Here is a 26874-nt window from a genome sequence, read left to right on the forward strand (position 1 = left end):
CTTTTTCTTGGAGGCTTGTCATGGATCATCTATCTTTTCTTACGTTTATCATGCTGATTCTAGCCAGTTACAGGCTGACACATTTGATTGTATTCGACAAAATCACAGAATTTATCCGAAAACCTTTTATGAAAAAGAAAAGGATTGTTGATCAAAACGGGCATGTAGATGAAAAAAGCGTGCCGGCTTCTAACTTTGGATACATGCTCAATTGCTACTGGTGTGCCGGTGTTTGGTGTGCCATCTTGATCGGACTTGGCTATCTTTTTTTGCCTCGTATTGCAATACCGCTGATCTTTATTTTAGCCATCGCTGGGGCACAAGCGATCCTTGAAACGGCTGTCGGTGTCGGCGTAAAACTTATTGACGTGTTAAAAAGTCTGCAAACCATGATGAATGATAAAAAGTCCTAGAAGCGGTTCACAACATGCTTTAGGACTTTTTTCGTTTATTTAGTGAGATAGACATTCTGTTAATCACCCTTTTATAGCCCGGGAATACCGTAATAGCGAATAGTGAAAGTGATGTAATGGGGGAGAAGAAACAGAATGAAGGTTTGCCAAAAGTCGATTGTCCGTTTCCTTGTCAGCTTGATCATCGGAACGTTTGTCATTTCCGTTCCGTTTATGGCCAATGCGCAGTCTGACAGGGAGCTGAGAGCCGTATGGATTGCTTCCGTATTAAATATTGATTGGCCGTCCAAAAAAGGGTTATCTGTGAAAGAGCAAAAACAGGAGTATATCAAACTGCTGGACGATGTGCAGAAAATGGGAATGAATGCCGTTATTGTTCAGATTAAACCGACGGCTGATGCCTTTTATCCGTCAGCTTACGGGCCTTGGTCGGAATACTTAACCGGTGTCCAAGGGAAGGACCCGGGCTATGATCCTCTTGCATTTATGATTGAAGAAACCCATAAACGAAATTTGGAATTTCACGCGTGGTTTAACCCTTACCGTATTACAATGAATCATACAGATCTTAATAAATTGTCTGAGAGTCACCCGGCAAGAAAACATCCAGATTGGGTTGCCGCCTACGGAAACCAGCTGTATTATCATCCAGGCATTCCAGAAACGAGAGATTTTATCGTCAAAGGCATTGAAGAAGTCGTAAAACATTATGATATCGATGCTGTTCATATGGATGATTATTTTTACCCTTATAAAATAGCAGGACAGGAATTTCCTGATCAAGCACAGTACGAACAATACGGAAAAGACGCTTTTTCTAATATCGATGACTGGCGGCGGGACAATGTGAACCAGCTTGTCAAACAAATCAACCAAACAATTAAAGCTGCAAAACCGTATGTCAAATTCGGCATCAGTCCCTTTGGAGTATGGAGAAACGCAGCAGATGACCCGACCGGATCGAATACAAAAGCAGGCGTCAGAAATTATGACGATCTATATGCAGACACAAGACATTGGATCCAAGAAGGCGACATCGATTATATTGCTCCGCAAATTTATTGGAGTATCGGCTTTAACGCAGCGGCTTACGACGTGCTGGCTGATTGGTGGAGCAATGAAGTCAAAAATAGGCCTGTTCACTTATATATTGGCCAGGCAGCATATAAAATCAATAACAATTTTGATCCGCCTTGGTCCGACCCTGAGGAATATGTGCGGCAAATCACTTTGAACCGCCAGCTTGAACTGGTGAAAGGAAGCATGCATTTCAGCCTCAAGGACCTCAACAAAAATCCGCTTGGCATCAAAGAAAGGCTCAGCACTGATCTTTACAGCAAGCCTGCACTGGTTCCGCAAATGCCTTGGCTGGACAGTACCGCCCCAAAAAAACCGAAGCTTACGAAAGTCACCGAAGACAAAAACGGCAATCTTCTGCAGATTAAAGATCACCCATCAAATCAAAAAACGAAAGAAACAGCCTATTATGCGATATACAGAGCCGAAGGGAAAAAGCAGAGAACATTGCTGGCAACGCAAAGAAAAACACATGAGCAGCAAACCTTCTTAGATAACACGGCAGATCCTAACAAGAAATATACGTATTATGTCACTTCAGCAGACCGGCTTCATAACGAAAGCAAAGCTTCCAAACGAACAACAAAATAAGAAATGAGAAGGACGGCTTTCTAAGTCGTCTTTTTTTAAAAGTGATTTTGGAGACAGGAAACGATGGTAAACCGCTGTAGGCGGTGTTTGGACATTTTCCATTATTGGAATCTGAGAAGCTAGTACTAAGTAAAATCGAAGAGAAACACGTACAGGACGTGTTTTACGTTTTCATTTCTAGTCTGGTTAGGTGCCACATTATTTTTTGTGCTGTTCGAAGATGCTGTGTTGACTGATCCGGCTGAAGAAGCCTTTTTGACGAACTTTCTTCTCTTGGAAGCGGGCACCGCTCTTGTTTTATGCCTTGTGTTCTTCTCTATTAAAAACTCGATCAATCACAGTTCGCGGTGATCAAGCTAGGTATATGGGGATCAGCGGTCGGTTTATTGATTGATACGATTTCCCTTTGGAATCTCCCCTCATCTTCCCGGCTTTATCAAAGGGCCAAGTTTTTGCGTTTGCGATATGGATGGTATGCGCTTACTGCATGTATTTGCTCATTCCGCTGAAATTATCACATAAAAAATGATCCAGTTTTAATTTTCAGACTTTTCTTGTCAGGGAATGATTATAGAACTCGCCTAATAGGATGTTACAAAGATGTGAAGGAGGAAACGATGTGAATTTTGAGCTGACAAAAGAACAACAAATGGTGCGTGAAATGGTAAAAGATTTTGCGAAAAAAGAAATTGCTCCTCACGCTGAACATGTAGATCAAACAGGCGAGTTCCCGATGCAAACATTTGAAAAAATGGGTGAACTCGGCCTGATGGGTATTCCATTTCCAGAAGAATACGGCGGATCTGGCGGTGATACGATTTCATATGCCTTAGCGGTTGAAGAAGTCGGCAAAGCCTGCGGCAGTACTGGATTAAGCTATGCTGCAGCGGTCTCGCTAGGCGCAAGCCCTCTTTACTACTTCGGAACAGAAGAGCAAAAACAGACGCATTTGACGCCGCTGGCTTCAGGCACAGCACTCGGATCATTCGGCCTGACGGAGCCAAATGCCGGCTCAGATGCAGGAGGCACTCAAACAAAAGCGATTTCAAATGGTGACGAGTATGTAATCAACGGCGAAAAGTGCTGGATCACTAATGCAAGCTACGCACGCACAGTTATTGTAACCGCCGTAACAGGCAAAAACAAAGACGGAATAAACATCATCTCCGCATTAATCGTGCCAACTGACACACCAGGACTTACGATTACGAGCCCGTACGATAAAATGGGCGTCCGCGGTTCGAATACAGCGGAAATTTTGCTTGAGGATGTAAGAGTGCCTGCGGCCAACTTACTTGGCGATCCAACAAAAGGGTTTAAACAGTTTCTATATACGCTGGACGGAGGGCGAATCTCCATCGCTGCTCTTGCAGTCGGCATTGCCCAAGCGGCCCTTGACGCATCATTGGCATATGCGAAAGAACGAAAGCAGTTTGGACAGCCGATTTCTTCCTTTCAAGCGATTCAATTTAAGCTTGCTGACATGGCGATGGAAATTGATCTGGCACGGCAAATGGTGTTAAAAGCCGCCTGGCTGAAAGACCATAACCACCCGTTCACCAAAGAAGCGGCGTACGCCAAGCTATTCGCATCTGAAATGGCGACAAGAGCTTGCAATCAAGCCATTCAAATCCATGGAGGTTCAGGCTATATGAAAGAGTATGGGGTGGAACGGATGCTGCGGGACGCAAAATTAATGGAAATCGGTGAAGGCACATCTGAAATTCAGCGTCTCGTGATCGCCAGACAGCTTTTAAAATAAAAATGTAAACGCTTTCCTATCATTAAGAAAGGAGGAACAATGAATGGCTGAACTCATCCATTCCACAATCGGCAGGCTGCTGGAACAAACAGCTGATGCGTATCCCGATCGAGATGCTGTTGTGTATCCAGACCGAAATATCCGCTATACGTACGCTCAATTTGACAGTCTGTGCCGTCAAACCGCTAAAGGTCTCATGCGGATGAGGATTGGAAAAGGAGACCACGTCGCCATATGGGCTTCTAATATCCCTGAATGGCTTGCCGTCCAGTTCGCAACTGCGAAGATCGGAGCCGTGCTCGTGACCGTCAATACCAATTATCAAGCACACGAGCTTGATTACTTGTTAAAGCAATCGGATGCCGCCGCGCTTATTATCATGGATTCATACAGGGGCACTTCTTATCCAGACATCGTGAGCAGTTTAATTCCAGAACTGCAAGAAGCAAAGCCCGGCCAACTGAAATCTGAACGCTATCCCTTTTTAAAAACGCTAATCTATATTGGCAATAAACGGTTGCCTGGCATGTATCATTGGGACGATACAGAGATATTGGCGAAAACAGTGACAGATGCTGAGCTTGAAGAGAGAATGAACAGCCTGGATAAAGACGATGTGATTAATATGCAATACACATCAGGAACGACAGGGTTTCCAAAAGGCGTGATGCTGACCCATTTCAATGTCATCAATAACGCTGCTAATATCGCTGAATGTATGGCTTTAACCTCTCAAGACCGCATGTGTATCCCGGTTCCGTTTTTTCACTGCTTTGGATGCGTCCTTGGGGTTTTGGCATGTGTATCCGTCGGGGCAGCCATGATACCCGTGCAAGAATTTGATCCCGTTACCGTCCTTAAAACGGTAGAAAAAGAGAAATGCACAGCGCTCCATGGTGTGCCTACCATGTTTATCGCCGAGCTGCATCATCCGGATTTTGATGCATATGATCTATCGACGCTCCGAACAGGAATCATGGCCGGCTCTCCCTGTCCAAGTGAAGTGATGAAAGCTGTGATTGAAAGAATGGGCATGAAAGACATTACGATCGCCTATGGACAAACCGAAGCCTCGCCAGTCATTACGCAAACGAGAGCAAATGATTCCTTCATAAGAAGAGTCGAAACAACCGGCCGCGCCCTGCCACATACTGAGGTGAAAATTGTAGAACCTGGGACATGTCAAGAAGTTCAAAGAGGCATGCAGGGAGAACTGTGCACCCGTGGCTATCACGTCATGAAAGGCTATTATAAAGACAAAGATGCGACCAGAAAAGCAATCAATCATGACGGATGGCTGTTTACCGGAGATCTTGCTGTCATGGATGAAGACGGGTACTGCCGCATCACCGGAAGATTAAAAGATATGCTCATCAGAGGCGGCGAGAACATTTATCCGCGGGAAATTGAAGAATTTTTATACCGGCATCCCGCTATTTTAGATGTACAGGTCGTTGGTGTGCCTGACGCCAAATTCGGGGAGGAAGCTGCAGCCTGGATTAAACTGAAAGACGGTAAAAGCGTTTCACCTGATGAGCTTAAAGCCTATTGCAAAGGGAAAATCGCCCGCCACAAAATTCCGCGTTATGTTATTTTTACGGATGACTATCCGATGACGGCCTCAGGCAAAATTCAAAAATATAAACTGCGAGAAAAAACGATTGAAATGTTCAACCTATCATCAAGTCAATGAGGTGAAATCATGTTTACAAAAGTACTGATCGCCAACCGCGGAGAAATTGCAATGAGAATTATCCGAACATGCAGCCGTCTCGGCATTAAAACGGTCGCTGTTTATTCAGAAGCAGACAAGGACGCGCCCCATACAAAAGCCGCTACAGAGGCATATTTGATCGGGGAATCGAGAGTCAGTGAAAGTTATTTAAATATAGAGAGAATCATAAGGACGGCGAAAAAAGCAAAAGCCGACGCGATCCACCCGGGATATGGATTGTTATCAGAAAACAGCCGGTTCGCTGAACGCTGCAAGCAAGAAAACATCGTGTTTATCGGACCTTCCCCTGATATCATCGCAAAGATGGGCAGCAAAATTGAAGCGCGAAAAGCAATGGAGGCTGCAGGTGTCCCTGTGGTGCCGGGCGTTTCTGAATCCCTCGGAGATATAGAGGCAGCCTGCCGCACCGCAAGTCAAATCGGCTATCCTGTCATGCTGAAAGCTTCAGCGGGCGGAGGGGGCATCGGAATGCAGCGTGTTGAAAATGAAGAAGCATTAAAAAAAGCGTACGAGGGAAACAAAAAGCGCGCAGCAGATTTTTTCGGTGACGGGTCGATGTATATAGAAAAAGTTATTGAACATGCGCGTCACATCGAGGTTCAGCTTTTGGCCGATCAACACGGCCATACAGTACATCTGTTTGAACGTGATTGCTCTGTTCAGAGGCGCCACCAAAAAGTCATTGAAGAAGCACCGTCTCCATTTGTAGACGATGAACTAAGAATGAAGATCGGGCAAACAGCGGTAAAAGCAGCGAAGGCAATCGGCTATACGAACGCAGGCACCATCGAATTTATAGTTGACCAGAAGCAAAATTTTTATTTCCTCGAAATGAATACGAGACTGCAAGTTGAACACCCCGTGACTGAAGAAATAACAGGCCTGGACTTAGTTGAGCAGCAGCTGCGGATTGCTGCGGGCCATACACTCACATTCTCCCAAAAAGACATCCAACGGAACGGGCATGCGATAGAGGTTCGAATATACGCGGAAGATCCCAAGACCTTCTTCCCGTCACCAGGTACGATCACTGCGTTTTCACTTCCTGACCAAAAAGGAGTCAGACACGAATGTGCGGTAGCAAAAGACAGCACCGTTACCCCTTTTTATGACCCGATGATCGCTAAGATGATTGTCAAAGGCCAAACCAGAACAGAAGCAATTGAAAAACTAGAGACAGCGCTTCGCGACTATTGTGTAGAGGGAATCAAAACAAATCTTCCGCTTCTCATACAGGCTGCGGCAACAAAGGCATTTAAAGAAGGGGATGTCACGACTGACTTTTTGAAACAACACCTATAAAGGAGGCAGTTGTCATGACGGTTAGCATACAAATGGCAGGAAACCTGTGGAAAGTCCACGTCAAAGCCGGCGACCAAATCGAAAAGGGCCAGGAGGTAGCCATTTTGGAATCGATGAAAATGGAAATCCCGATCGTTGCAGATATAAGCGGAATCGTAAAAGAAGTCAAAAAAAATGAAGGCGACTTTGTAAATGAAGGAGACGTACTGCTCGAACTGAGCGATTCCACTCAATAATTTGGAGGAAGACCATGTCATATCCTAAAAAAGTGACAATCAAAGAAGTCGGCCCGCGTGACGGCTTACAAAACGAGCCCGTATGGATCGCAACAGAGGATAAAATAACCTGGATCAACCAGCTTTCCCGGACAGGGCTTTCGTATATTGAAATCACATCCTTCGTTCACCCGAAATGGATTCCGGCGCTTCGAGATGCTATCGACGTAGCAAAAGGCATCAACCGTGAAAAAGGGGTAACGTACGCGGCACTTGTCCCGAATCAAAGAGGACTGGAGAATGCGCTTGAAGGAGGCATTGACGAAGCTTGCGTTTTTATGTCCGCCAGCGAGACGCACAACAGAAAAAACATCAATAAATCCACTTCTGAATCCCTTCATATACTCAAACAAGTAAACAACGACGCACAAAAAGCAAACCTCACAACAAGAGCCTACCTCTCGACTGTATTCGGCTGTCCGTACGAAAAAGATGTCCCCATTGAACAAGTCATTCGCCTTTCAGAAGCTCTATTTGAATTTGGAATTTCTGAACTGTCGCTTGGAGATACGATTGGAGCGGCTAATCCCGCCCAAGTGGAAACTGTACTTGAAGCTCTTTTGGCACGATTCCCGGCTAATCAAATTGCCTTGCATTTTCATGATACGAGAGGAACCGCTCTGGCCAACATGGTCACAGCACTCCAAATGGGCATAACGGTGTTCGACGGCTCGGCAGGCGGGCTTGGGGGATGCCCATATGCGCCAGGTTCATCAGGAAACGCCGCAACTGAGGATATCGTGTACATGCTTGAACAGATGGATATCAAAACAAATGTAAAGCTCGAAAAACTGCTATCTGCGGCCAAATGGATTGAAGAAAAGATGGGCAAACCGCTGCCGAGCAGAAATTTACAGGTGTTTAAATCATCTTGATAAAAGGGAGAACGCATACAATGGGAGACTCTATTCTTTTTACTGTTAAAAATGAACATATTGCGTTGATCACCTTAAACAGGCCTCAGGCAGCAAATGCTCTTTCAGCGGAAATGCTTAGAAACCTGCAAATTATTCTTCAGGAAATTGAATTCAACTCAAACATCCGCTGTGTCATCCTCACAGGCACCGGTGAAAAAGCGTTTTGTGCAGGGGCAGACCTGAAGGAACGGATAAAACTGAAAGAAGATCAGGTTCTGGAAAGTGTATCTCTCATTCAAAGAACGGCGGCTTTACTTGATGCCTTGCCGCAGCCGGTCATAGCTGCGATAAATGGAAGCGCATTAGGCGGCGGACTAGAATTGGCATTGGCATGCGACCTTCGAATCGCAACTGAATCAGCTGTGCTGGGACTTCCGGAAACAGGGTTAGCTATTATCCCGGGCGCTGGAGGGACCCAAAGGCTGCCCCGGCTGATTGGCAGAGGAAAAGCAAAAGAATTCATTTATACAGGCAGACGCGTGACCGCACACGAAGCAAAAGAAATCGGCCTTGTAGAGCATGTCACGGCTCCTTGTGACCTTATGCCAAAAGCAGAGGAACTGGCCGCAGCCATTTCTGCCAACGGACCGATCGCTGTCCGTCAGGCTAAATTTGCAATCAATAAAGGATTGGAGACAGATCTCGCTACAGGCCTTGCGATTGAACAAAAAGCGTATGAACAAACCATCCCGACAAAAGACAGGAGAGAAGGGCTTCAGGCCTTTCAAGAAAAAAGACGGGCCGTATACAAGGGAATATAAAAGGGAGGCAATGCTCATGGATTATGAAAAGGAACGAACAGAACGGGCTGAACGGATTCGAAAAGGCGGAGCGGAAAAGTATCATCAAAGCAATCGGGAAAAAGGCAAGCTCTTTGTCAGAGAGCGGCTTTTCCTTCTCTTTGACGATGACATTGAGCTAGAAGACGCTTTTTTTGCGGAATGTATGTCAGACGGGCTTCCCGCTGACGGAGTTGTAACCGCTATTGGCAAAATCGGCGGCCAAACCGTTTGCGTCATGGCGAATGATTCAACAGTGAAAGCGGGGTCATGGGGAGCAAAAACAGTTGAAAAAATCATCAGAATTCAAGAAACCGCCGAAAAATTAAACTGTCCGCTCATTTATTTAGTCGATTCGGCAGGCGCCCGAATTACCGACCAAATCAATGTCTTTCCAGGGAGACGCGGTGCAGGAAGAATTTTTTACAATCAAGTCAAATTATCGGGACGCATTCCGCAAATCTGTCTGCTTTTCGGACCATCTGCAGCAGGTGGCGCTTATATTCCGGCCTTCTGTGATATCGTCGTTATGGTAGACGGTAACGCCTCCATGTATTTAGGCTCGCCAAGGATGGCGGAAATGGTTATTGGCGAAAAAGTGTCTCTTGAAGAAATGGGTGGCGCCCGTATGCATTGCTCAATCTCCGGCTGCGGAGATATTCTTGCAGAAACTGAAGAAGAAGCCATACAGCTGGCGCGGGCTTATTTGTCTTACTTTCCGGCAAATTTTCAAGAAAAAGCGCCCATTCATGAGAAACGCCCGCCAAAACACTTCGACACCCCGCTTGCCGATGTCATTCCGCAAAATCAAAACGCACCTTTTGATATGCATGAGCTGATTGAGCGGGTCATAGATGAAGACTCATTTTTTGAGATCAAAGCCTTATTTGCACCGGAATTATTGACGGGCCTCGCACGAATCCTCGGACAGCCTGTCGGCATTGTTGCAAACCAGCCGAAGGTAAAAGGAGGCGTCTTATTCCACGATTCAGCAGACAAAGCGGCTAAGTTTATTACCTTATGTGACGCTTTTCATATCCCATTGCTGTTCTTAGCCGATATCCCCGGTTTTATGATTGGCACAAAAGTAGAACAGGCTGGGATTATCAGACACGGAGCGAAAATGATTTCTGCGATGTCAGAGGCAACTGTTCCAAAACTCTCTGTCATTGTCCGAAAAGCTTACGGGGCGGGGTTGTATGCAATGGCAGGACCGGCATTTGAACCGGATTGCTGTCTAGCGCTCCCAACCGCCCAAATCGCCGTCATGGGCCCTGAGGCCGCTGTAAACGCTGTCTACGCTAAAAAAATCGCCGAGCTGCCAGAAGAAGAGAGAGCCGCATTTATCAGCAGCAAACGGGAGGAATACAAAGAGGACATCAATATCTACCGTCTGGCTTCAGAAATGATCATTGATGCTGTTATCCCAGCCAATTCGCTGCGTGATGAGCTGGCCAAACGGCTCAAGGCATACATGACAAAGGAAATGACATTTACCAATCGAAAGCATCCGGTTTATCCGGTGTAAAAGCAAGAACTTAGGAGCGCAAAAAAAGCGCTCCTTTATATATTTACAATAACAACATTATGTAAACTAATTACCATTGCATAAAACGGTTGGTTTTTTAGAATAGTAAATAAAGGCTGCCGCACCTCTAGCGGCAATTGTCAGTTTATCATAAAAAGGGGCCTACATTATGTATCATTTATATTCACATAACGACTTGGACGGAGTAGGGTGCGGAATCGTAGCAAAATTAGCGTTCGGAAAAGACGTAGAGGTCCGATATAACTCTGTCAATGGCTTAAACGCACAGGTGCAGTACTTTTTAGAAAAAGCGAAGGAGAGCAACAGACAGGACGCGTTATTCATCACCGATCTCGCAGTCAATGAAGAAAACGAAGAGAGATTGAATGAGTATGTTCATGCAGGGGGCAAAGTGAAGCTCATTGACCATCATAAAACAGCCCTTCATTTGAATGAGCATGAATGGGGATTTGTCCAGGTGGAATACGATGATGGAAGGCTCACATCCGCGACATCGCTTTTATATGGCTATCTCGTTGAAAATGGCTTCATGAAACCGACAAATGCCTTAGATCAATTCACAGAGCTCGTCCGCCAATACGATACATGGGAGTGGGAGCGGTACGATCAAAAACAGGCGAAGCGGCTTAATGATCTTTTCTTTTTGCTGTCAATCGATGAATTTGAAGCAAAAATGATCCAGCGCCTTTCCGCGCATGACGAATTTTTCTTCGATGATTTTGAAGAAAAACTGCTTGATTTAGAAGACGAAAAAATCGAGCGCTACCTCCGCAGAAAGAAAAGGGAAATGGTACAAACCTTTGTTCACGAACACTGTGTAGGCATCGTTCACGCTGAATCGTACCATTCAGAGCTGGGGAACAGGCTAGGGAAAGATAACCCGCACCTCGATTACATTGCGATTTTGAGCATGGGGTCAAAACGAGTCAGTCTCCGCACCATTCATGATTACATCGATGTGTCAGAAATCGCCGGCCGATATGGCGGCGGAGGGCATGCAAAAGCGTCCGGCTGTTCAATAACCGATGAAGTATACGAGTTGTTTGTAGCTGAAGCTTTCCGTATTGATCCTGTACGGCCGGATGCCTTCCGTAACATCTATAATCTAAAGGGATCTGCGAATGGATCATTATATGAAAATCGCGCACAAATGAGATTTTTTCTTTTCCCTTTAGACAACGAATGGAATATTCAAATTAACGGAGAAACCCAAGACGAAACATTCGCAGCGTTTGAAGAGGCAGAATGGTTTATTAAGAGAAATTATGCCGCATCGCTCGTGCGGGATGAAGTGTTTGTCGCATTTTTAGCGGAGAATCTGAAGCTGGCAAATCAACATCGGAAGTAAAAATATATGCATAGGGGAGCGTCAGTCACCCCTATGCATATCCGCTAGCTATCGTTTAAATATGGCTGTACGTTTCTTAATCACAAAATAAAGGGCTATCACGACAACAGCCAATATCATAATCGGTGTTGTATAAGTGCCCGCTATATTCTCAACATCATCCCACTGGCTTCCTAGCTGTATGCCTAAATAAACAAACAGAATAGACCATGGAATGATAGCAAGCACAGTCAGTACCACAAATTTGAGAAAAGGCATTCTGGCAATACCTGCCGGAATGGATATGGCATGTCTGACAACCGGTATAAAACGAGCCGAGAAGACAACTCCGGCGCCGTATTTCTGAAACCAGTTTTCCGACATGTCGATATGATGCTTTTTAATCAATAAATACTTCCCGTATTTGTCCAGAAATGGCCTGCCGCCATAGCGACCGATCCAGTAAATAAAGATCTGGGCAATGGTGCCCCCGATAACACCCGCAATAATTGCGCCAATAAATCCAATCGTGCCCTCCGATACCATATAGCCGCCATAAGCTAATACAATCTCACTCGGAATGATTTCAATCATTAACCCAATCGCAATACCCGCATATCCCATGTTCGTCAGCCATGTTAAAATTTCGCTTATCAAACTGCCCACATTCTTCACAACCTGTCCTAATCTTTTTCACTATTATATGACTGATTGACGAGCAAGATGGTTACAATTTTTTTACCGCAGCATTTCTTTCGTTTCCCGTTTGATCACATCTTCTAAATAGGCCAAAAGCTGAGATCTCATTTCGGGACGTATTAAGCCGATTTCGGTGCTCGCTTTAAAACAGCCCAGCTTATCGCCAATGTCATATCGATTTCCTTCCAGCAACCGGGCATGGATCGGCTCCTTACGGCAAACCTCACGAAGCGCATCTGTCAGCTGAATTTCGTTGCCCGCGCCTCTGCCAATTGTCTTCAAAACGGAGAAGATCGAAGAATTCAGCACATAACGTCCCATTACTGCGATTTCCGAAGGTGCTTCTTCAAGAGAAGGCTTTTCCACTAAATCGTTCACTTCGTATACATGCCCTTGAGACCCTGATGTATTTATAATACCATATTTGCTGACATCCTCAGGGAGAACTGACTGTACACCGACAACCTCTGTGCCATAAACGTCATATACATCCATTAATTGCCGAAGAGCCGGTGTTTCAGACACCATAATATCATCACCTAAGAGAACGGCAAAAGGCTCATCTCCGATAAAATGCTCCGCACACAGCACCGCATGGCCTAATCCGAGCGGTTCTTTCTGGCGGATGTAATGAATGTTGGCCAAATCGGCAATCTGCTGCATTTCCTTAAGTGTCTCCGTCTTGCCTTTTTCCCGGAGATTGAATTCCAATTCCGCCGACCGATCAAAATGATCTTCAATCGAGCGTTTGTTTCTCCCTGTAATAATCAGTATATCTTCAATTCCTGACTCTGCGGCCTCTTCTACAATATATTGGATTGCTGGTTTGTCGACGATTGGGAGCATTTCTTTAGGCTGCGCCTTTGTCGCCGGCAGAAATCTCGTTCCTAAACCCGCTGCGGGTATAACCGCTTTTCTCACTTTTTTTCTCATTCATCTTCACTCCTGATCCTGTATGTTTTTCAGCGAATCTCCAAATACCCAGATTCGGTTTCCGATAAAATTCATCATCATTCCGCCGATAGTGGCGGCGAGCTTACTCACCAAAAGCGAGCAGCCGCAATTTTGAAACAAATAAAGCAGCAAAAAGGTGATCCCCGACGCGGCAATATTAATCATGAGAAAACGCACGATCTCTTTCCCGTCAGCCTTACCTTTCACACAAAACGTCCAATTCCGGTTCCACACATAGCTGTTGACGATACCTGCAGTATAGGAGCAGATCTGCGCCGGCAGATAAGAGACATGACAATTGGTAAGAAGAAAGAAGACACCAAAATCTATCAGCGTATTGCCGACGCCTACGGTGCAAAAACGGCCTAATGTCTTTATTTTTTCTTTCAGCGTAACGAACCTCCCTTCATAAAAGATGTGAGTGGCAGTCATATTTGTTGATATGGATTACTATAGCGGACAGTGTTGAATAAACAATTAATAAAATATGAACAAAACATGAAAAAGCGGGTATACCGCTCAATAATTCTTATACACTTGAAAAAAACAGCCGCATTGAACGGCTGTTTTTTGTGTCTGAAAACATACAAATATAAACGGAGTGTTAGCCCCATCTTATCAATGAATAAATGTATCCAGTTCCTTTGTAGAATCGAACACTAACTCCTCCAAAAGTTTCTATACACAATTTTTTTAATGATGTAGGATGTTAGATAAAGGGATATCTTGGATAATGATGTAATCTCCGTTCAATGTGATTAGTGGGAGGCCATGAACAATCCTGTCTTTTTATTTTCTGGACAATGGTCGCTAGGAATGGGGAAGTTTTTTTGAACAATTTTGAAGGAGTGGTGCGATCTCCTCGAAGAAAAGAGAGAATGGAGACACATGAAGATGAGCTTTCAGAACAACTGGGAACATTGCTAAACAGCTTCCGGCTACTTTATGCGTGCAATCTTCGTGACCTGTTGTTATCAAATTCCAAAAGAAAATCCCCCATTTTAAGGAAAAAGGAGGATGTGAAGTGATGAGGAAAAAGTGTAGCGTATGTTTATGGATTCTTGCTTTACTTTTGAGCTGCTTATCTGGGAAGTCTGCGTATGCTGCCACTAGTACTACAATTGCAAAACATATAGGGAATTCAAATCCGCTTATCGACCATCATTTGGGAGCGGATCCGGTTGCGCTGACCTATAACGGAAGAGTCTACATCTATATGTCAAGTGATGACTATGAATATAATAGCAACGGAACAATTAAAGATAATTCATTTGCCAATTTGAATAGAGTATTCGTCATATCTTCAGCGGATATGGTGAACTGGACAGACCACGGAGCCATTCCGGTAGCAGGTGCCAATGGAGCTAATGGAGGCCGTGGAATTGCAAAATGGGCAGGTGCGTCATGGGCACCGTCAATCGCAGTTAAAAAAATGAATGGCAAGGATAAATTCTTCCTTTATTTCGCAAACAGCGGCGGAGGTATCGGGGTTCTCACCGCAGACAGCCCGATTGGTCCATGGACCGACCCAATCGGAAAACCGCTCGTAACGCCAAGTACGCCAGGAATGTCTGGTGTTGTATGGCTTTTTGATCCGGCAGTATTTGTAGATGACGACGGAACCGGTTATCTGTATGCCGGCGGAGGCGTTCCTGGCGGTTCAAATCCAACGCAGGGACAATGGGCCAATCCTAAAACGGCAAGGGTCATAAAATTAGGGCCTGATATGACGAGTGTTGTTGGAAGTGCATCTACAATTGATGCGCCTTTCATGTTTGAAGATTCGGGATTGCACAAGTATAACGGAACATATTATTACTCCTATTGCATCAATTTCGGCGGCACGCACCCGGCCGATAAACCCCCGGGTGAGATCGGCTACATGACCAGTTCAAGTCCCATGGGCCCCTTTACATATAGAGGGCACTTCCTGAAAAATCCGGGTGCATTTTTCGGAGGTGGCGGAAACAACCATCATGCTGTTTTCAATTTTAAAAACGAGTGGTATGTGGTGTACCACGCGCAAACTGTCAGTTCCGCTCTGTTCGGGGCCGGCAAAGGATACCGTTCTCCCCATATTAATAAGCTGGTGCATAACCCAGATGGATCCATCCAAGAGGTAGCAGCAAATTATGCAGGTGTAACACAGCTTTCCAATTTGAATCCTTATAACCGGGTAGAAGCTGAAACGTTTGCTTGGAATGGACGCATTTTGACAGAGAAGTCCACAGCACCCGGCGGGCCAGTAAATAATCAGCATGTAACAAGCATTCAAAATGGAGACTGGATTGCTGTAGGAAATGCAGACTTCGGAGCGGGCGGTGCCAGGTCATTTAAAGCAAATGTAGCATCCACTTCAGGCGGGAAAATAGAAGTGCGCCTCGACAGTGCTGATGGTAAGCTTGTTGGAACTCTGAATGTACCTTCCACAGGTGGAGCGCAAACGTGGAGAGAAATAGAAACTGCAGTAAGCGGGGCAACCGGTGTGCACAAAGTATTCTTTGTATTTACCGGAACAGGTACAGGAAACTTGTTTAATTTTGATTACTGGCAGTTTACGCAAAGATAGTACTCGTAATGGGACCGCTTAAAAACGAGGCGGGTGAAGTACGGGCGGGCACCGGAACAGCCCGCCATTATGGATATGCCATGCAGATTTTTTAATACCGTAAAAGACACATGACGAAGGAGAGGAATAAATGATTCCACGCATAAAAAAAACAATTTGTGTACTATTAGTATGTTTCACTATGCTGTCAGTCATGTTAGGGCCAGGCGCTACTGAAGTTTTGGCAGCAAGTGATGTAACAGTTAATGTATCTGCAGAGAAACAAGTGATTCGCGGTTTTGGAGGGATGAATCATCCCGCTTGGGCTGGGGATCTTACAGCAGCTCAAAGAGAAACTGCTTTTGGCAATGGACAGAACCAGTTAGGATTTTCAATCTTAAGAATTCATGTAGATGAAAATCGAAATAATTGGTATAAAGAGGTGGAGACTGCAAAGAGTGCGGTCAAACATGGAGCAATTGTTTTTGCTTCTCCTTGGAATCCTCCAAGTGATATGGTTGAGACCTTTAATCGTAATGGTGACACATCGGCTAAACGGCTGAAATACAACAAGTACGCAGCATACGCGCAGCATCTTAACGATTTTGTTACCTTCATGAAGAATAATGGTGTGAATCTTTACGCGATTTCGGTACAAAACGAGCCTGATTACGCTCACGAGTGGACGTGGTGGACGCCGCAAGAAATACTTCGCTTTATGAGAGAAAACGCCGGCTCGATCAATGCCCGCGTCATTGCGCCTGAGTCATTTCAATACTTGAAGAATTTGTCGGACCCGATTTTGAACGATCCGCAGGCTCTTGCCAATATGGATATTCTCGGAACCCACCTGTACGGCACCCAGGTCAGCCAATTCCCTTATCCTCTTTTCAAACAAAAAGGAGCGGGGAAGGACCTTTGGATGACGGAAGTATACTATCCAAACAGTGATAACAACTCGGCGGATCGATGGCCCGAGGCATTGGATGTTTCACAGCATATTCACAATGCGATGGTAGAGGGGGACTTTCAAGCTTATGTATGGTGGTACATCCGAAGATCATATGGACCTATGAAAGAAGATGGTACGATCAGCAAACGCGGCTACAATATGGCTCATTTCTCAAAGTTTGTGCGTCCCGGCTATGTAAGGATTGATGCAACGAAAAACCCTAATGCGAACGTTTACGTATCAGCCTATAAAGGTGACAACAAGGTCGTTATTGTTGCCATCAATAAAAGCAACACAGGAGTCAACCAAAACTTTGTTTTGCAGAATGGATCTGCTTCAAACGTATCTAGATGGATCACGAGCAGCAGCAGCAATCTACAACCTGGAACGAATCTCACTGTATCAGGCAATCATTTTTGGGCCCATCTTCCAGCTCAAAGCGTGACAACATTTGTTGTAAATCGTTAAGAGCACAAAGACACACATACATAAATAATAGAGTGTCTGAATTGGCGATTTTTCCGATTGGGAAATCGCTTTTTTATTTTGTTGCTGAATTACAGGAAGAAGAAAGGATGACATAAAAACAGCATAGCTTTAATCTTCATCTTTTCTAGTTTACATAATATATATTCTAGGAAGTAAACAAAATAAATAAATTTCTGTCTCAATATCAAAGTATACTTAAGTTAGTGAGACAGAAATTGAAATTTTGAAATTTTACTGCTGAATGACAAATCAAAAAAATGGTGTTGTCAATCCATAATAAACTGCTTCTAAATCTTCCAGCGTCATATCGCCATATGCGCATTTGATAACCGAGTCAGCAAATATATCGTAGTCATAATCTGTAGAAAAATCTTGCTGCAGCTGTTTTTCGTAAACTTCGATCTGATCTTTTTGATGCTGGATGTCTTTTTCCTTACCTGGATAGTCCGGACCATTTATCATATTACTCATTTTTTTGTACAGCACCATATACTGTTTCAGTATTTCATCCACAACGCAAACCTCCTATTAGATGATAAAAACGGACATCGTTACTGATGTCCGCCAAAAAAAGCTTAACTAATTTGGTTCTGTTCCCCAAATCAGTTTTCCTTGATCATATAATGTGATTTTTTTCGTTGTTTTAAACGTATTTGATTTGAAAAAGGAATAATCGCCGCTTTGTGCATAATTGCTCCAGTCATCATTGTGAAGACGAAGCTGAATATTCCCTGTGCTTGCTCCCGGTGCCAGCGTTCCGTTTTTAAATCCAAGTTCCAGATAGGTATCTGCACCTTGCTTTGGTTTATGCAACGTCACAAACTTGTATGTCACATTGCCGCATCCAAGCTGCGCGTAGTCACAGTCAACGTTTTGGCCTTTGTTTTTCGCGTTATACCAGTAACGGGCAGTGACATCTTTTAAATCAACCGTGGTATTGCCGTTATTTTTTATTTGAAGCTGCGGACGGATTTGGTTGCTGTTCATACTCCCATCCCCTGCTCTGTATTGTACAGAAATACCGTTTTCCTGTGTGGGTTTATCTTTTGCTGGCGTTTCAGGAATGTCCTTCGTCGAATCTTTGGTGCCGAGAATGTTTTCTCTAACGAATGTTCCTGAAGCAGATAAATCTGACAACCGCCAGCCGCCTGTTTTAGATGCCCCCGGCTTTAAAGCTGAGGATGATTCCTGCTTATCAGAAAGATTCCAGTTCACCCAGCTGATGGTCTTGCTGTCGAGATATTTCAGCCATTCCCTCGATTGATCAAGGAATACACCGCCATTGCCAGACGCGTCGCTTGTTCCCCACTCTGTCACAAAAATAGGTGCTCCTTTGCTGAGTGCATAGTTTGCTTTATCCCGTAAAAATTGGCCGTGTGTGCCGGCATAAAAATGAAGTGCGTACATAACGTTTGCATCTTTTAGCTGGTCATCGGCAGCATCATTCACATCCTGGCTCCATGTACCGGTTCCGACAATGATGATGTTGTCTGGATCATTTTTGCGGATAACGGAAATCACTTCTTCCGCATACGGTTTAATATCACGCTTCCAGTTCACATCACCGTTTGGTTCGTTTGCAATTTCATAAATGACGTTTGGCGTGTTTCCGTAAAGGCTTGACATTTCCTTGAAGAATTCTTTTGCCTTCTCTTTATTTTGGTTTGGATTACCGTCATTTAAGATATGCCAGTCAATGATGACATATATCCCAAGCTCTTTTGCCGCTTCAACCGCTTCTTTCACTTTATTTTTCACGGACGGGTTGTCAATATAACCGCCATCTGCCGTATACATCGCTGCACGGAAAACGGTGATACCCCAATCGTCCCTCAGCCATTTTAAGCTGTCTTTATTGACATATTCTCCATACCATTGCAATCCGTGTGAACTGATCCCCTTCAGCTGTACCGCTTTACCGTCTCGGTTAACGAGCTGTGTACCTTTTATGCTAAGCTGGCCATTCTTGGCTACTGGCGTTTTTGTCCCTGCTGCTGATGCCGGCGAAGCCAGCATGCCGCCCATTGTCAATAACGTAATCAATAAACACGTAATAAAAATAGAGATTGACCGTTTCATATCTGATCTTTTCCTCCTTCGCATCATTTTGGCTCTACACTTCTTATGAGCACGAACTCATTGTAAAAATCTTTCTCATGATTGTCTATCAACCTAATTTCTTGTTTTTGGGAGGTTTAAAAGTCTGTCAATTTGTCTATCTCCATTGAATAAGACACACATGATACATATAGAACAAAGAAAACCGAACTGAATTGGGACTTTACACGTCATTTTTCATTCGAGTCGAAAAATTAAATTTATTTCCAATAATGAAAAAGCTGCATTCAACTATTGAATGCAGCTTTGTTTTATATTTAAATTATGCTTCTTGTTTCTCATCTTCCCATGTTTCAGCGTTTTTCAGCCCTGGGATGTTTTTCGCTTTAAACACAGGATCAAGTCCTTGCTTTCGCTGTTTCGCGTAATCTTTATACACTTTGTAAGCAACGTTTGACAGCAGCGTAATCACAATTAAGTTGATCAGCGCCATGATACCCATAAAGAGGTCCGCCATATCCCAAACGATTTGGAAGCCTGATAAAGATCCATACACAACCATAGCAATTACAGCGATACGGTAAATGTTCAGCCATGTTTTGCTTGTTTTAATAAATTCAATGTTTGTCTCGCCATAATAATAGTTGCCGACAACTGAACTGAATGCAAACAAGAACATTGCGACTGCGATGAAAGTCGGCGCCCAGCCTCCAATATGATGGTTAAGAGCAGCCTGTGTGACTTGGATGCCGTCGCCTTTTGGCGTTACACTGTACAGCAAAATAATAAATGCTGTGGACGTACATATGATAAATGTATCAAAAAATACGCCTAATGTTTGAATAAAGCCTTGCTTTGCCGGATGGGATACATGAGCCGTCGCAGCCGCGTTTGGTGCGCTCCCCATTCCTGCTTCGTTTGAAAAAAGTCCGCGCTGCGCACCGATAACGATGATGCCGCCTATTCCGCCGCCGACGACTTGTTCAAAACCTAAAGCATTTTTAACAATTGTAGCGATAACGCCAGGGAAAGCTGTAATATTCGTGATGACAACAAATAAAGCGATAAGGATATAAATGCCTGCCATAACCGGCACAATTAACTGTGAAACAGCGACAACACGTTTTAAACCGCCGAAAATGATAAACGCAGTTAAAACCGCCAGAACTATGGCTACAACTATTTTATTCACATGGAATGCGCCATCCAATGCTCCAGCAATTGTATTTGTTTGAACAGCGTTAAAAATCAAGCCGAATGAGACGGTAATTAAGATTGCAAAAACGATGCCAAGCCATCTGGCTCCAAGACCCTTTTGAATGTAGTAAGCCGGGCCTCCGCGGAAATCCTCCCCGTCTCTCACCTTATAAAGCTGCGCTAACGTACTCTCAACAAAACTTGAAGCCATACCTACTGCAGCTACTACCCACATCCAAAATACAGCGCCTGGTCCGCCTGTCGCAATTGCTAAGGCTACACCAGTCAAATTCCCTGTGCCGACTCGGGATGCGGCCGAAATAAAGAATGCCTGCATAGATGAAACACCTTTATTTCCTTCCGGCTTCTCCCCTACTATTCTGAACATTTCAATAAAATAACGGAATTGGATAAAACCAAAACGTATGGTAAAAAATAATCCAAGCCCTATTAAAATATAAAATAGGTAATTCCAGATGAAATCACTTGGAATATTAATTAAACTATTGAAAAAAGACTCCATATTTACCTCCCGTTTTCATCAATTCAACACGAATTCGATTTTGATGTTAGATTTTTTAACACAACGAGTTTTATTATATCACAATATGACGAATTAGGAAGTTTTTTCGAGAAGAATATTGTCATAGCCAGATGTTACTCTGTCGACCCCTTCTCTATTATTTTCCTACGAATAAAAACATTCCTTGCAAGCTGGCTTTAAAAAAAGAGTACCCTCTTAACAATGTAATCATTTCTTCCCATTCTCTTGCCTTTCTCTTTGATTTAGCACATAAATAAAGTAATAAACCCTAAACAACAAACATATCATTTAAAATATGTTTTTATTCACACCATAAACCGGGTATACATACGCTAATAAAAGAAGTTTTCTCTTTCAAAAATAAGCAAAAAGATATATACTTAACAAGGTTAAATTTATTTTTAAATTTAATAAATCAGGTTTACTTTTAGGATGGATTGGGGTATTATTATAAAAATATTCAGTAATATTAAAGGAGGGGGAGATCATTTGAAAAAAGTAACGATATTGAAAGCATCCATCTTATTCTTGGCGATTGCCAGTTTTCATTTGTTCTCAATTCCCCACGCCTTTGATATCGGCCATCATTATAAAGCCGTAGCCGACCAGCAGGAAATGCATGAGATGAAAGCCGGCCAAAATGCTGATGATGAGAAGAAATCCATCACAGGGGCATTTACGCTGACCGCTTTATGGGCAATGGCTGTTCTGCTGCTGACCGCTGAAAGCAAAAGTACGGGATACTCCCGCAGACGTCAGCGGAAAAAAAGCTTTATACTGGCCAAATTTTATCAATCGTCTTATTTCGGCAAACTTCATGTTCAACATCACCCGATTATGTAACGAAAATATGAGGAGGCTGTTAAACATGTTGTTTATCTTAAGAATGGTGATTTTAGGCTTATTTTCTTTCACAGCGCTGAATTTATTTGTATGGCAGGGGATTGAAGTCATTCATGCTGTAACAGATCTATTCACCAACCATGAAAGCTGATAAAAACAAACGAAACCCGCTCATATAGTATGAGCGGGTTTTTTTATTATTGTTCTGTATGAAGGCGCCAAACAGCTGTAACCTTCCCTGATTCCTCTTCATCAAAAAAGAAAGAGCCATTGCTGTATCTGTCGTTTGTCCGCAACTCTTTTGCCTGCAGTTCTTTTCTGTCGCCTTTTTCTGTTTCTGCCACTAGTCGCTGTTCAAGACCGCAAGCGAACAGTGCTACAACTCGGTGAGGATTCTTTTTCAGTTCCCTTAGCATTACGACACCGCGTTTTGCGCGGGATGTCTTCTCGAACTCAGAAAGACTCATGCGTTTTACCGCTCCCCGCTGTGTGAACAAGACAATTGAATCAGATTGCTGAAGGATCTCACCGGAGACAACAAAGTCATCCTCTTTTAAGTTAATCCCTTTGACACCTGCCGCACGCGCGCCAACTACATTCACTTCATCTTCTCCAAACCATAGACCGTACCCTAAGTGAGTGGCCATAAAGATCTGGCTTTCCCCATTTGTTACATGTACATCAATCAGTTCATCTTCACCCTTCAGATTTAAGGCTACAAGCGCCTTAGAATAACGCTGTGCTTTATAATGGGTGAGCTCTGTCTTTTTCACCATGCCGTTTTTCGTAAAGAATAGAAGATATGCCGACGGATCAAATTCTTTTATCGGTATGGCCTTTACAATCGTTTCATCACGGTCAATAGTGATCAGATTTGAAAAATGCTGGCCCATGTCCTTCCATCTGATATCAGGCAGCTGGTGAACAGGACAATAGATGTAGCTTCCTTTGTTCGTAAAGAGCAGCAGCACGTCTGTCGTATTCATTTCAAACTGATGCAGCATCCTATCCGTATCTTTCATTCCGAAGTCCTGACCGTTGGAAGCGGCAAATGAGCGCTGGCTCGTCCGTTTTAGGTAACCATCCTTCGTAACGGTTACATATACATCCTCAGATGCAACCATGACTTCGAGATTGATTTTAATTTCTTCAATTTTTTCTTCAATCACGGAGCGTCTCGTATCTGCATATTTCTTTTTCAGTGCTTTTAAGCTGTTTGTAATCACTTTTAGCAGTTTTTTATCATTGCTCAGAATAGATTCGAGCTCTTCAATTTTTTTACCGAGCTCTTCTGCCTCTTCCTTAAGCGCTGTAATATCTGTATTGGTTAAACGATATAGCTGCAATGACACAATGGCTTCAGCCTGAGGCTCCGTAAATTCATATTTGGCGATCAAATTGTTTTTAGCGTCACGTTTATCGCTAGAAGAACGGATTGTTGCAATCACTTCATCCAAAATAGACAAAGCTTTCATGAGCCCTTCTACGATATGATGTCTGTCTTTTGCTTTTTGAAGCTCGTAAACGGACCGGTTTGTGACAACTTCCTTTTGGTGTCCGATATATGCATCCAAAATAGACGGCAGGCTCATCAGCATCGGACGGCGGTTATGGATAGCCACCATATTGAAGTTATATGTGATCTGCAAATCAGTATTTTTATATAAGAAATTCAAAATGCCTTTGGCATCAGCTTCTTTTTTCAGTTCAATGACCACTCTCAGCCCTGTTCGATCCGTTTCATCACGAACCTCTGAGATGCCTTCAACCTTTTTATCAATACGGAACTCGTCCATTTTTTTTACAAGGTTTGCTTTATTTACTTCAAATGGAATTTCAGTAATGACAATTTGTTCTCGTCCGCCTCTGATTGTTTCAATTTCAGCCTTTCCGCGGATAATGATTTTTCCTTTTCCGGTTTCGTAAGCTTTTCTTATCCCGTCAACGCCCTGAATAATACCGCCTGTCGGAAAATCAGGCCCTTTAATGACTTCCATGAGTTCATCAACAGAGCAAGATGGCATTTGAATACGCTTAATGACAGCATCAATGACTTCTCCCAGATGATGAGGGGGAATGTCGGTCGCGTATCCTGCTGAAATACCGGTAGATCCGTTGACCAATAGGTTAGGAAACATCGCCGGGAGTACGACAGGCTCCTTGCTTGTGTCATCGAAGTTCGGCACAAATTCAACCGTGTTTTTGTCAATATCCCGAAGAAGCTCAGATGCAATCGGAGATAATCGTGCCTCTGTATAACGCATGGCTGCCGGGGGATCTCCGTCGATACTTCCATTGTTTCCATGCATTTCGATTAACACATTACGAACTTTCCAATCCTGGCTCATCCGCACCATTGCTTCATAAACCGAGCTGTCACCGTGCGGATGATAGTTACCGATGACGTTACCGACCGTTTTGGCCGCTTTTCTGAAGTTTTTATCAAACGTGTTTCCATCTGTATGCATTGCATACAGAATTCTGCGCTGTACCGGCTTTAATCCGTCTCTCGCATCGGGCAGCGCCCTGTCTTGAATAATATATTTACTGTAGCGTCCAAAACGGTCGCCGATCACCTCTTCTAATGGTAAATCATGAAATAATTCTGGCTGTGACAATCATTAAACCTCCTCAGCGACCGATAAGTTTTCATTTTCTAAAATATTGCTTTCTTCATCTAAGCCGAAAGCGACGTTTTTCTCAATCCACTTTCTGCGCGGCTCTACTTTGTCTCCCATTAACGTCGTCACACGTCTTTCTACACGTGCCGCATCGTCAATTTTGACCCTAACAAGTGTGCGGGACTCCGGATTCATCGTCGTTTCCCACAGCTGGTCTGCGTTCATCTCTCCAAGACCCTTATATCGTTGAATGGTATAGCCTTTGCCGACTTTTTTCAGGACATCACCCATCTCTTCATCAGACCATGCATATTCAATGATTTCCTTCTTCCCGCTTCCTTTACTGACCTTATATAAAGGTGGCAGCGCAATGAACACCTTGCCATGCTCAATGAGTGGTTTCATATAGCGATAGAAAAAGGTAAGAAGCAGCACTTGAATATGGGCGCCGTCAGTATCGGCATCGGTCATAATGATGATTTTGTCGTAGTTGATGTCATCGATTGAGAAATCTGCCCCGACTCCCCCGCCGATCGCATGAATGATCGTATTGATCTCTTCATTTTTAAAGATATCAGCAAGCTTAGCTTTTTCTGTATTAATGACTTTACCGCGTAAAGGCAGAACCGCCTGGAATCTGCGGTCTCGTCCCTGCTTGGCTGACCCGCCTGCTGAATCTCCCTCAACGAGATACAATTCATTTTTTGCCGGGTTTCTTGAACCCGCAGGCGTCAGCTTTCCGCTTAAAGTCGCTTCTGATTTTTTTCGTTTTTTGCCGCTTCTTGCTTCTTCACGGGCTTTGCGTGCCGCTTCGCGCGCCTGGCTCGCCTTGATTGCTTTTTTGACAAGAAGCGTTGCGGTGTCCCGATTTTCCTCTAAAAAGTAAGCAAGCTGCTCTGAAACAATCGCATCAACCGCTGATCTTGCTTCACTGGTACCGAGCTTTCCTTTTGTTTGTCCCTCAAATTGAAGAAGCTCCTCAGGAATGCGGACAGAAATAATGGCTGAAAGCCCTTCCCTTATATCGGTGCCTTCAAGGTTCTTATCCTTTTCTTTCAGCAAAGCCACTTTTCGCGCATATTCATTAAAAGCACGCGTCATCGCAGTTTTTGCACCTGACTCATGCGTCCCGCCGTCTTTTGTTCTGACATTGTTGACAAACGACAAAATATTTTCAGAATAACCATCGTTAAACTGGAACGCAAAGTCCACTTCTATAGAATGATGCTCACCCTCAAACGAGACCACTTCAGACAAGACGTCTTTTTCTTCATTTAAGTAAGCAACAAACGCTTCTATGCCGTTTTCATAATAAAAGACCTCACGCAGGTCATTGCGTTCATCAATCAGCTCAATTTTCAGTCCTTTTAACAAAAACGCAGACTCTCTTAAGCGCTCAGAGAGCGTTTCAAAATTATAAGTGGTTGTGCTGAACATCGTTGGATCTGGCTTAAAGTGAGTAAGAGTTCCCGTCTTTTTTGTTTTGCCGATCTTTTCGAGAGATGTAACCGGTTTTCCTCCATTTTCAAATCGCTGCTGATAGACAAAACCGTCCCGCTCAATGGTAACCGTCAGCCATTCAGATAAAGCATTCACGACTGATGCACCAACTCCGTGGAGCCCGCCGCTTGTCTTATAGCCGCCTTGGCCGAATTTTCCTCCGGCATGAAGCACCGTTAAAATCACTTCAGGGGTTGGTTTGCCGAGCTTATGCATTCCGGTCGGCATGCCGCGGCCTCTATCCTGTACAGAAATACTATTGTCTTTATGTATTTTGACGATTATGTGATCTCCATGGCCGGCAAGCACCTCGTCGACAGAGTTATCTACAATTTCATAAACCAAGTGGTGCAAACCCCGCGCGTCAGTAGAGCCAATATACATACCCGGCCTTTTCCTGACAGCCTCAAGGCCTTCGAGCACCTGTATGGCATCTTCGTTGTAATCAAATTGCTGTTTTCTAGCCAAACGTACAAACCCCTTTCAAAAACTAACATTGTCTTTCTCTTTTTCAGTGTTACACATCATTTGTATATAAGATATTTTTTATAAACCTCGCCTCGAGCCAGTACTGCCTTGGACTCCTCATTATAACCAATATGTTTGCAATCGCAACATAGAGCTAACGAATCAGTTCTTCTCAAAACATCGGCTAGTGCTGTTTTCACACTATGAGAACGTATGTTTGTTTATTATATATAAAGCAGCAGACCTTCGCAAATCGAACGGCCGAAACCCAGCT

General features: G+C 43.9%; 23 protein-coding genes and 1 pseudogene. 16 read left to right on the plus strand and 8 right to left on the minus strand.

Going from position 1 to position 26874, the window contains the following annotated elements; genetic code table 11:
- Positions 1 to 20: 20 nt before the first annotated feature.
- The 12 genes and pseudogenes from BGM23_RS12145 to nrnB all read left to right on the plus strand — a co-directional run bounded on the left by BGM23_RS12145 (position 21) and on the right by nrnB (position 11748).
- On the plus strand, positions 21 to 413 hold the full coding sequence (locus tag BGM23_RS12145; RefSeq protein WP_014476970.1) for a DUF1360 domain-containing protein: 393 nt from the start codon (positions 21 to 23) through the stop codon (positions 411 to 413).
- A 135-nt stretch (positions 414 to 548) separates the two neighbouring features.
- Positions 549 to 2081, plus strand: a complete 1533-nt coding sequence (locus BGM23_RS12150) for a glycoside hydrolase family 10-like protein (RefSeq protein ID WP_029726689.1) — start codon at positions 549 to 551, stop codon at positions 2079 to 2081.
- 83 nt (positions 2082 to 2164) lie between these two features.
- Entirely contained in the window at positions 2165 to 2317 is a 153-nt protein-coding gene (locus tag BGM23_RS12155; protein WP_041055511.1) for a hypothetical protein, read from the plus strand.
- A pseudogene (locus tag BGM23_RS22165) lies at positions 2307 to 2610 on the plus strand (DUF5367 family protein). The gene BGM23_RS12155 and the pseudogene BGM23_RS22165 overlap by 11 nt, the downstream one beginning before the upstream one ends.
- 90 nt (positions 2611 to 2700) lie before the next feature.
- Positions 2701 to 3843, plus strand: coding sequence for an acyl-CoA dehydrogenase (locus BGM23_RS12165; RefSeq protein WP_029317870.1), 1143 nt, complete (start codon positions 2701 to 2703; stop codon positions 3841 to 3843).
- A 43-nt stretch (positions 3844 to 3886) separates the two neighbouring features.
- A complete protein-coding gene (locus BGM23_RS12170; protein WP_029726688.1) occupies positions 3887 to 5536 on the plus strand; it encodes an AMP-binding protein in 1650 nt (549 codons plus the stop codon).
- 9 nt (positions 5537 to 5545) lie between these two features.
- Positions 5546 to 6880 carry an acetyl-CoA carboxylase biotin carboxylase subunit gene (locus tag BGM23_RS12175; protein WP_029726687.1) on the plus strand — a complete coding sequence of 445 codons (1335 nt, stop codon included), beginning with the start codon at positions 5546 to 5548 and terminating at the stop codon, positions 6878 to 6880.
- 14 nt (positions 6881 to 6894) lie between these two features.
- Positions 6895 to 7116 carry an acetyl-CoA carboxylase biotin carboxyl carrier protein subunit gene (locus BGM23_RS12180; protein ID WP_017696500.1) on the plus strand — a complete coding sequence of 74 codons (222 nt, stop codon included), beginning with the start codon at positions 6895 to 6897 and terminating at the stop codon, positions 7114 to 7116.
- A gap of 14 nt (positions 7117 to 7130) precedes the next feature.
- Positions 7131 to 8030, plus strand: coding sequence for a hydroxymethylglutaryl-CoA lyase (gene ldeG / locus BGM23_RS12185; RefSeq protein WP_017696501.1), 900 nt, complete (start codon positions 7131 to 7133; stop codon positions 8028 to 8030).
- 20 nt (positions 8031 to 8050) lie between these two features.
- Positions 8051 to 8833 (plus strand): enoyl-CoA hydratase, encoded by a 783-nt coding sequence (locus BGM23_RS12190; RefSeq protein WP_029726685.1) that lies wholly within the window; start codon positions 8051 to 8053, stop codon positions 8831 to 8833.
- Between the two features lie 10 nt (positions 8834 to 8843).
- On the plus strand, positions 8844 to 10379 hold the full coding sequence (locus tag BGM23_RS12195; RefSeq protein WP_072692876.1) for an acyl-CoA carboxylase subunit beta: 1536 nt from the start codon (positions 8844 to 8846) through the stop codon (positions 10377 to 10379).
- A 169-nt stretch (positions 10380 to 10548) separates the two neighbouring features.
- Positions 10549 to 11748 (plus strand): oligoribonuclease NrnB, encoded by a 1200-nt coding sequence (gene nrnB / locus BGM23_RS12200; protein WP_017696504.1) that lies wholly within the window; start codon positions 10549 to 10551, stop codon positions 11746 to 11748.
- Between the two features lie 48 nt (positions 11749 to 11796).
- Here nrnB and BGM23_RS12205 read toward each other — a convergent pair whose 3' ends face one another.
- The 3 genes from BGM23_RS12205 to BGM23_RS12215 form a co-directional block, all read right to left on the minus strand.
- Positions 11797 to 12393 carry an undecaprenyl phosphate transporter UptA gene (locus BGM23_RS12205; protein WP_003231529.1) on the minus strand — a complete coding sequence of 199 codons (597 nt, stop codon included), beginning with the start codon at positions 12391 to 12393 and terminating at the stop codon, positions 11797 to 11799.
- Between the two features lie 72 nt (positions 12394 to 12465).
- Positions 12466 to 13359, minus strand: a complete 894-nt coding sequence (galU, locus tag BGM23_RS12210; RefSeq protein WP_029726683.1) for a UTP--glucose-1-phosphate uridylyltransferase GalU — start codon at positions 13357 to 13359, stop codon at positions 12466 to 12468.
- Positions 13360 to 13365: 6 nt separating this feature from the next.
- The gene (locus tag BGM23_RS12215) at positions 13366 to 13812 is read right to left on the minus strand and encodes a GtrA family protein (protein WP_029726682.1); all 447 of its coding nucleotides are present in this window, start codon (positions 13810 to 13812) and stop codon (positions 13366 to 13368) included.
- 595 nt (positions 13813 to 14407) lie between these two features.
- Between BGM23_RS12215 and xynD the strand changes: the two genes are divergently transcribed.
- Together xynD and xynC are read left to right on the plus strand one after the other, a co-directional pair.
- Positions 14408 to 15949, plus strand: a complete 1542-nt coding sequence (gene xynD, locus BGM23_RS12225) for an alpha-L-arabinofuranosidase (RefSeq protein ID WP_029726681.1) — start codon at positions 14408 to 14410, stop codon at positions 15947 to 15949.
- A 130-nt stretch (positions 15950 to 16079) separates the two neighbouring features.
- Complete coding sequence (xynC, locus tag BGM23_RS12230) at positions 16080 to 17348, plus strand: glucuronoarabinoxylan endo-1,4-beta-xylanase XynC (RefSeq protein ID WP_029317861.1); 1269 nt, start codon at positions 16080 to 16082, stop codon at positions 17346 to 17348.
- A 270-nt stretch (positions 17349 to 17618) separates the two neighbouring features.
- On the opposite strand, the gene BGM23_RS12235 is transcribed toward xynC, so the two are convergent.
- From BGM23_RS12235 to BGM23_RS12245, 3 genes are all read right to left on the minus strand, one after another.
- Positions 17619 to 17882 carry a YnfE family protein gene (locus BGM23_RS12235; RefSeq protein ID WP_029726679.1) on the minus strand — a complete coding sequence of 88 codons (264 nt, stop codon included), beginning with the start codon at positions 17880 to 17882 and terminating at the stop codon, positions 17619 to 17621.
- A gap of 66 nt (positions 17883 to 17948) precedes the next feature.
- Complete coding sequence (eglS, locus tag BGM23_RS12240) at positions 17949 to 19448, minus strand: endo-1,4-beta-glucanase EglS (RefSeq protein ID WP_029726678.1); 1500 nt, start codon at positions 19446 to 19448, stop codon at positions 17949 to 17951.
- Positions 19449 to 19749: 301 nt separating this feature from the next.
- Positions 19750 to 21147, minus strand: coding sequence for an alanine/glycine:cation symporter family protein (locus tag BGM23_RS12245; protein ID WP_015383775.1), 1398 nt, complete (start codon positions 21145 to 21147; stop codon positions 19750 to 19752).
- Between the two features lie 510 nt (positions 21148 to 21657).
- On the opposite strand from BGM23_RS12245, the gene BGM23_RS12250 reads away from it, so the two are divergent.
- Together BGM23_RS12250 and BGM23_RS22305 are read left to right on the plus strand one after the other, a co-directional pair.
- A complete protein-coding gene (locus BGM23_RS12250; protein WP_003245190.1) occupies positions 21658 to 22011 on the plus strand; it encodes a hypothetical protein in 354 nt (117 codons plus the stop codon).
- A 25-nt stretch (positions 22012 to 22036) separates the two neighbouring features.
- Positions 22037 to 22162, plus strand: a complete 126-nt coding sequence (locus tag BGM23_RS22305) for a hypothetical protein (protein ID WP_003231548.1) — start codon at positions 22037 to 22039, stop codon at positions 22160 to 22162.
- A gap of 46 nt (positions 22163 to 22208) precedes the next feature.
- On the opposite strand, the gene parC is transcribed toward BGM23_RS22305, so the two are convergent.
- Positions 22209 to 24629 carry a DNA topoisomerase IV subunit A gene (gene parC / locus BGM23_RS12260; RefSeq protein ID WP_029317859.1) on the minus strand — a complete coding sequence of 807 codons (2421 nt, stop codon included), beginning with the start codon at positions 24627 to 24629 and terminating at the stop codon, positions 22209 to 22211.
- A 3-nt stretch (positions 24630 to 24632) separates the two neighbouring features.
- Positions 24633 to 26600 carry a DNA topoisomerase IV subunit B gene (gene parE / locus BGM23_RS12265; protein ID WP_029726677.1) on the minus strand — a complete coding sequence of 656 codons (1968 nt, stop codon included), beginning with the start codon at positions 26598 to 26600 and terminating at the stop codon, positions 24633 to 24635.
- Positions 26601 to 26874 lie beyond the last annotated feature (274 nt).

The sequence above is a fragment of the Bacillus sp. FJAT-14266 genome (assembly GCF_001719225.1).
Lineage (GTDB): Bacteria > Bacillota > Bacilli > Bacillales > Bacillaceae > Bacillus > Bacillus subtilis.

Bases quoted from the DNA above. Each gene is read 5' to 3' on its own strand.
- BGM23_RS12145 (WP_014476970.1), top strand. From the start codon at position 21: ATGGATCATCTATCTTTTCTTACGTTTATCATGCTGATTCTAGCCAGT.
- BGM23_RS12150 (WP_029726689.1), top strand. From the start codon at position 549: ATGAAGGTTTGCCAAAAGTCGATTGTCCGTTTCCTTGTCAGCTTGATC.
- BGM23_RS12170 (WP_029726688.1), top strand. From the start codon at position 3,887: ATGGCTGAACTCATCCATTCCACAATCGGCAGGCTGCTGGAACAAACA.
- BGM23_RS12175 (WP_029726687.1), top strand. From the start codon at position 5,546: ATGTTTACAAAAGTACTGATCGCCAACCGCGGAGAAATTGCAATGAGA.
- BGM23_RS12180 (WP_017696500.1), top strand. From the start codon at position 6,895: ATGACGGTTAGCATACAAATGGCAGGAAACCTGTGGAAAGTCCACGTC.
- ldeG (WP_017696501.1), top strand. From the start codon at position 7,131: ATGTCATATCCTAAAAAAGTGACAATCAAAGAAGTCGGCCCGCGTGAC.
- BGM23_RS12190 (WP_029726685.1), top strand. From the start codon at position 8,051: ATGGGAGACTCTATTCTTTTTACTGTTAAAAATGAACATATTGCGTTG.
- BGM23_RS12195 (WP_072692876.1), top strand. From the start codon at position 8,844: ATGCTCATGGATTATGAAAAGGAACGAACAGAACGGGCTGAACGGATT.
- nrnB (WP_017696504.1), top strand. From the start codon at position 10,549: ATGTATCATTTATATTCACATAACGACTTGGACGGAGTAGGGTGCGGA.
- galU (WP_029726683.1), bottom strand. From the start codon at position 13,359: ATGAGAAAAAAAGTGAGAAAAGCGGTTATACCCGCAGCGGGTTTAGGA.
- BGM23_RS12215 (WP_029726682.1), bottom strand. From the start codon at position 13,812: ATGACTGCCACTCACATCTTTTATGAAGGGAGGTTCGTTACGCTGAAA.
- xynD (WP_029726681.1), top strand. From the start codon at position 14,408: ATGAGGAAAAAGTGTAGCGTATGTTTATGGATTCTTGCTTTACTTTTG.
- xynC (WP_029317861.1), top strand. From the start codon at position 16,080: ATGATTCCACGCATAAAAAAAACAATTTGTGTACTATTAGTATGTTTC.
- eglS (WP_029726678.1), bottom strand. From the start codon at position 19,448: ATGAAACGGTCAATCTCTATTTTTATTACGTGTTTATTGATTACGTTA.
- BGM23_RS12245 (WP_015383775.1), bottom strand. From the start codon at position 21,147: ATGGAGTCTTTTTTCAATAGTTTAATTAATATTCCAAGTGATTTCATC.
- BGM23_RS22305 (WP_003231548.1), top strand. From the start codon at position 22,037: ATGTTGTTTATCTTAAGAATGGTGATTTTAGGCTTATTTTCTTTCACA.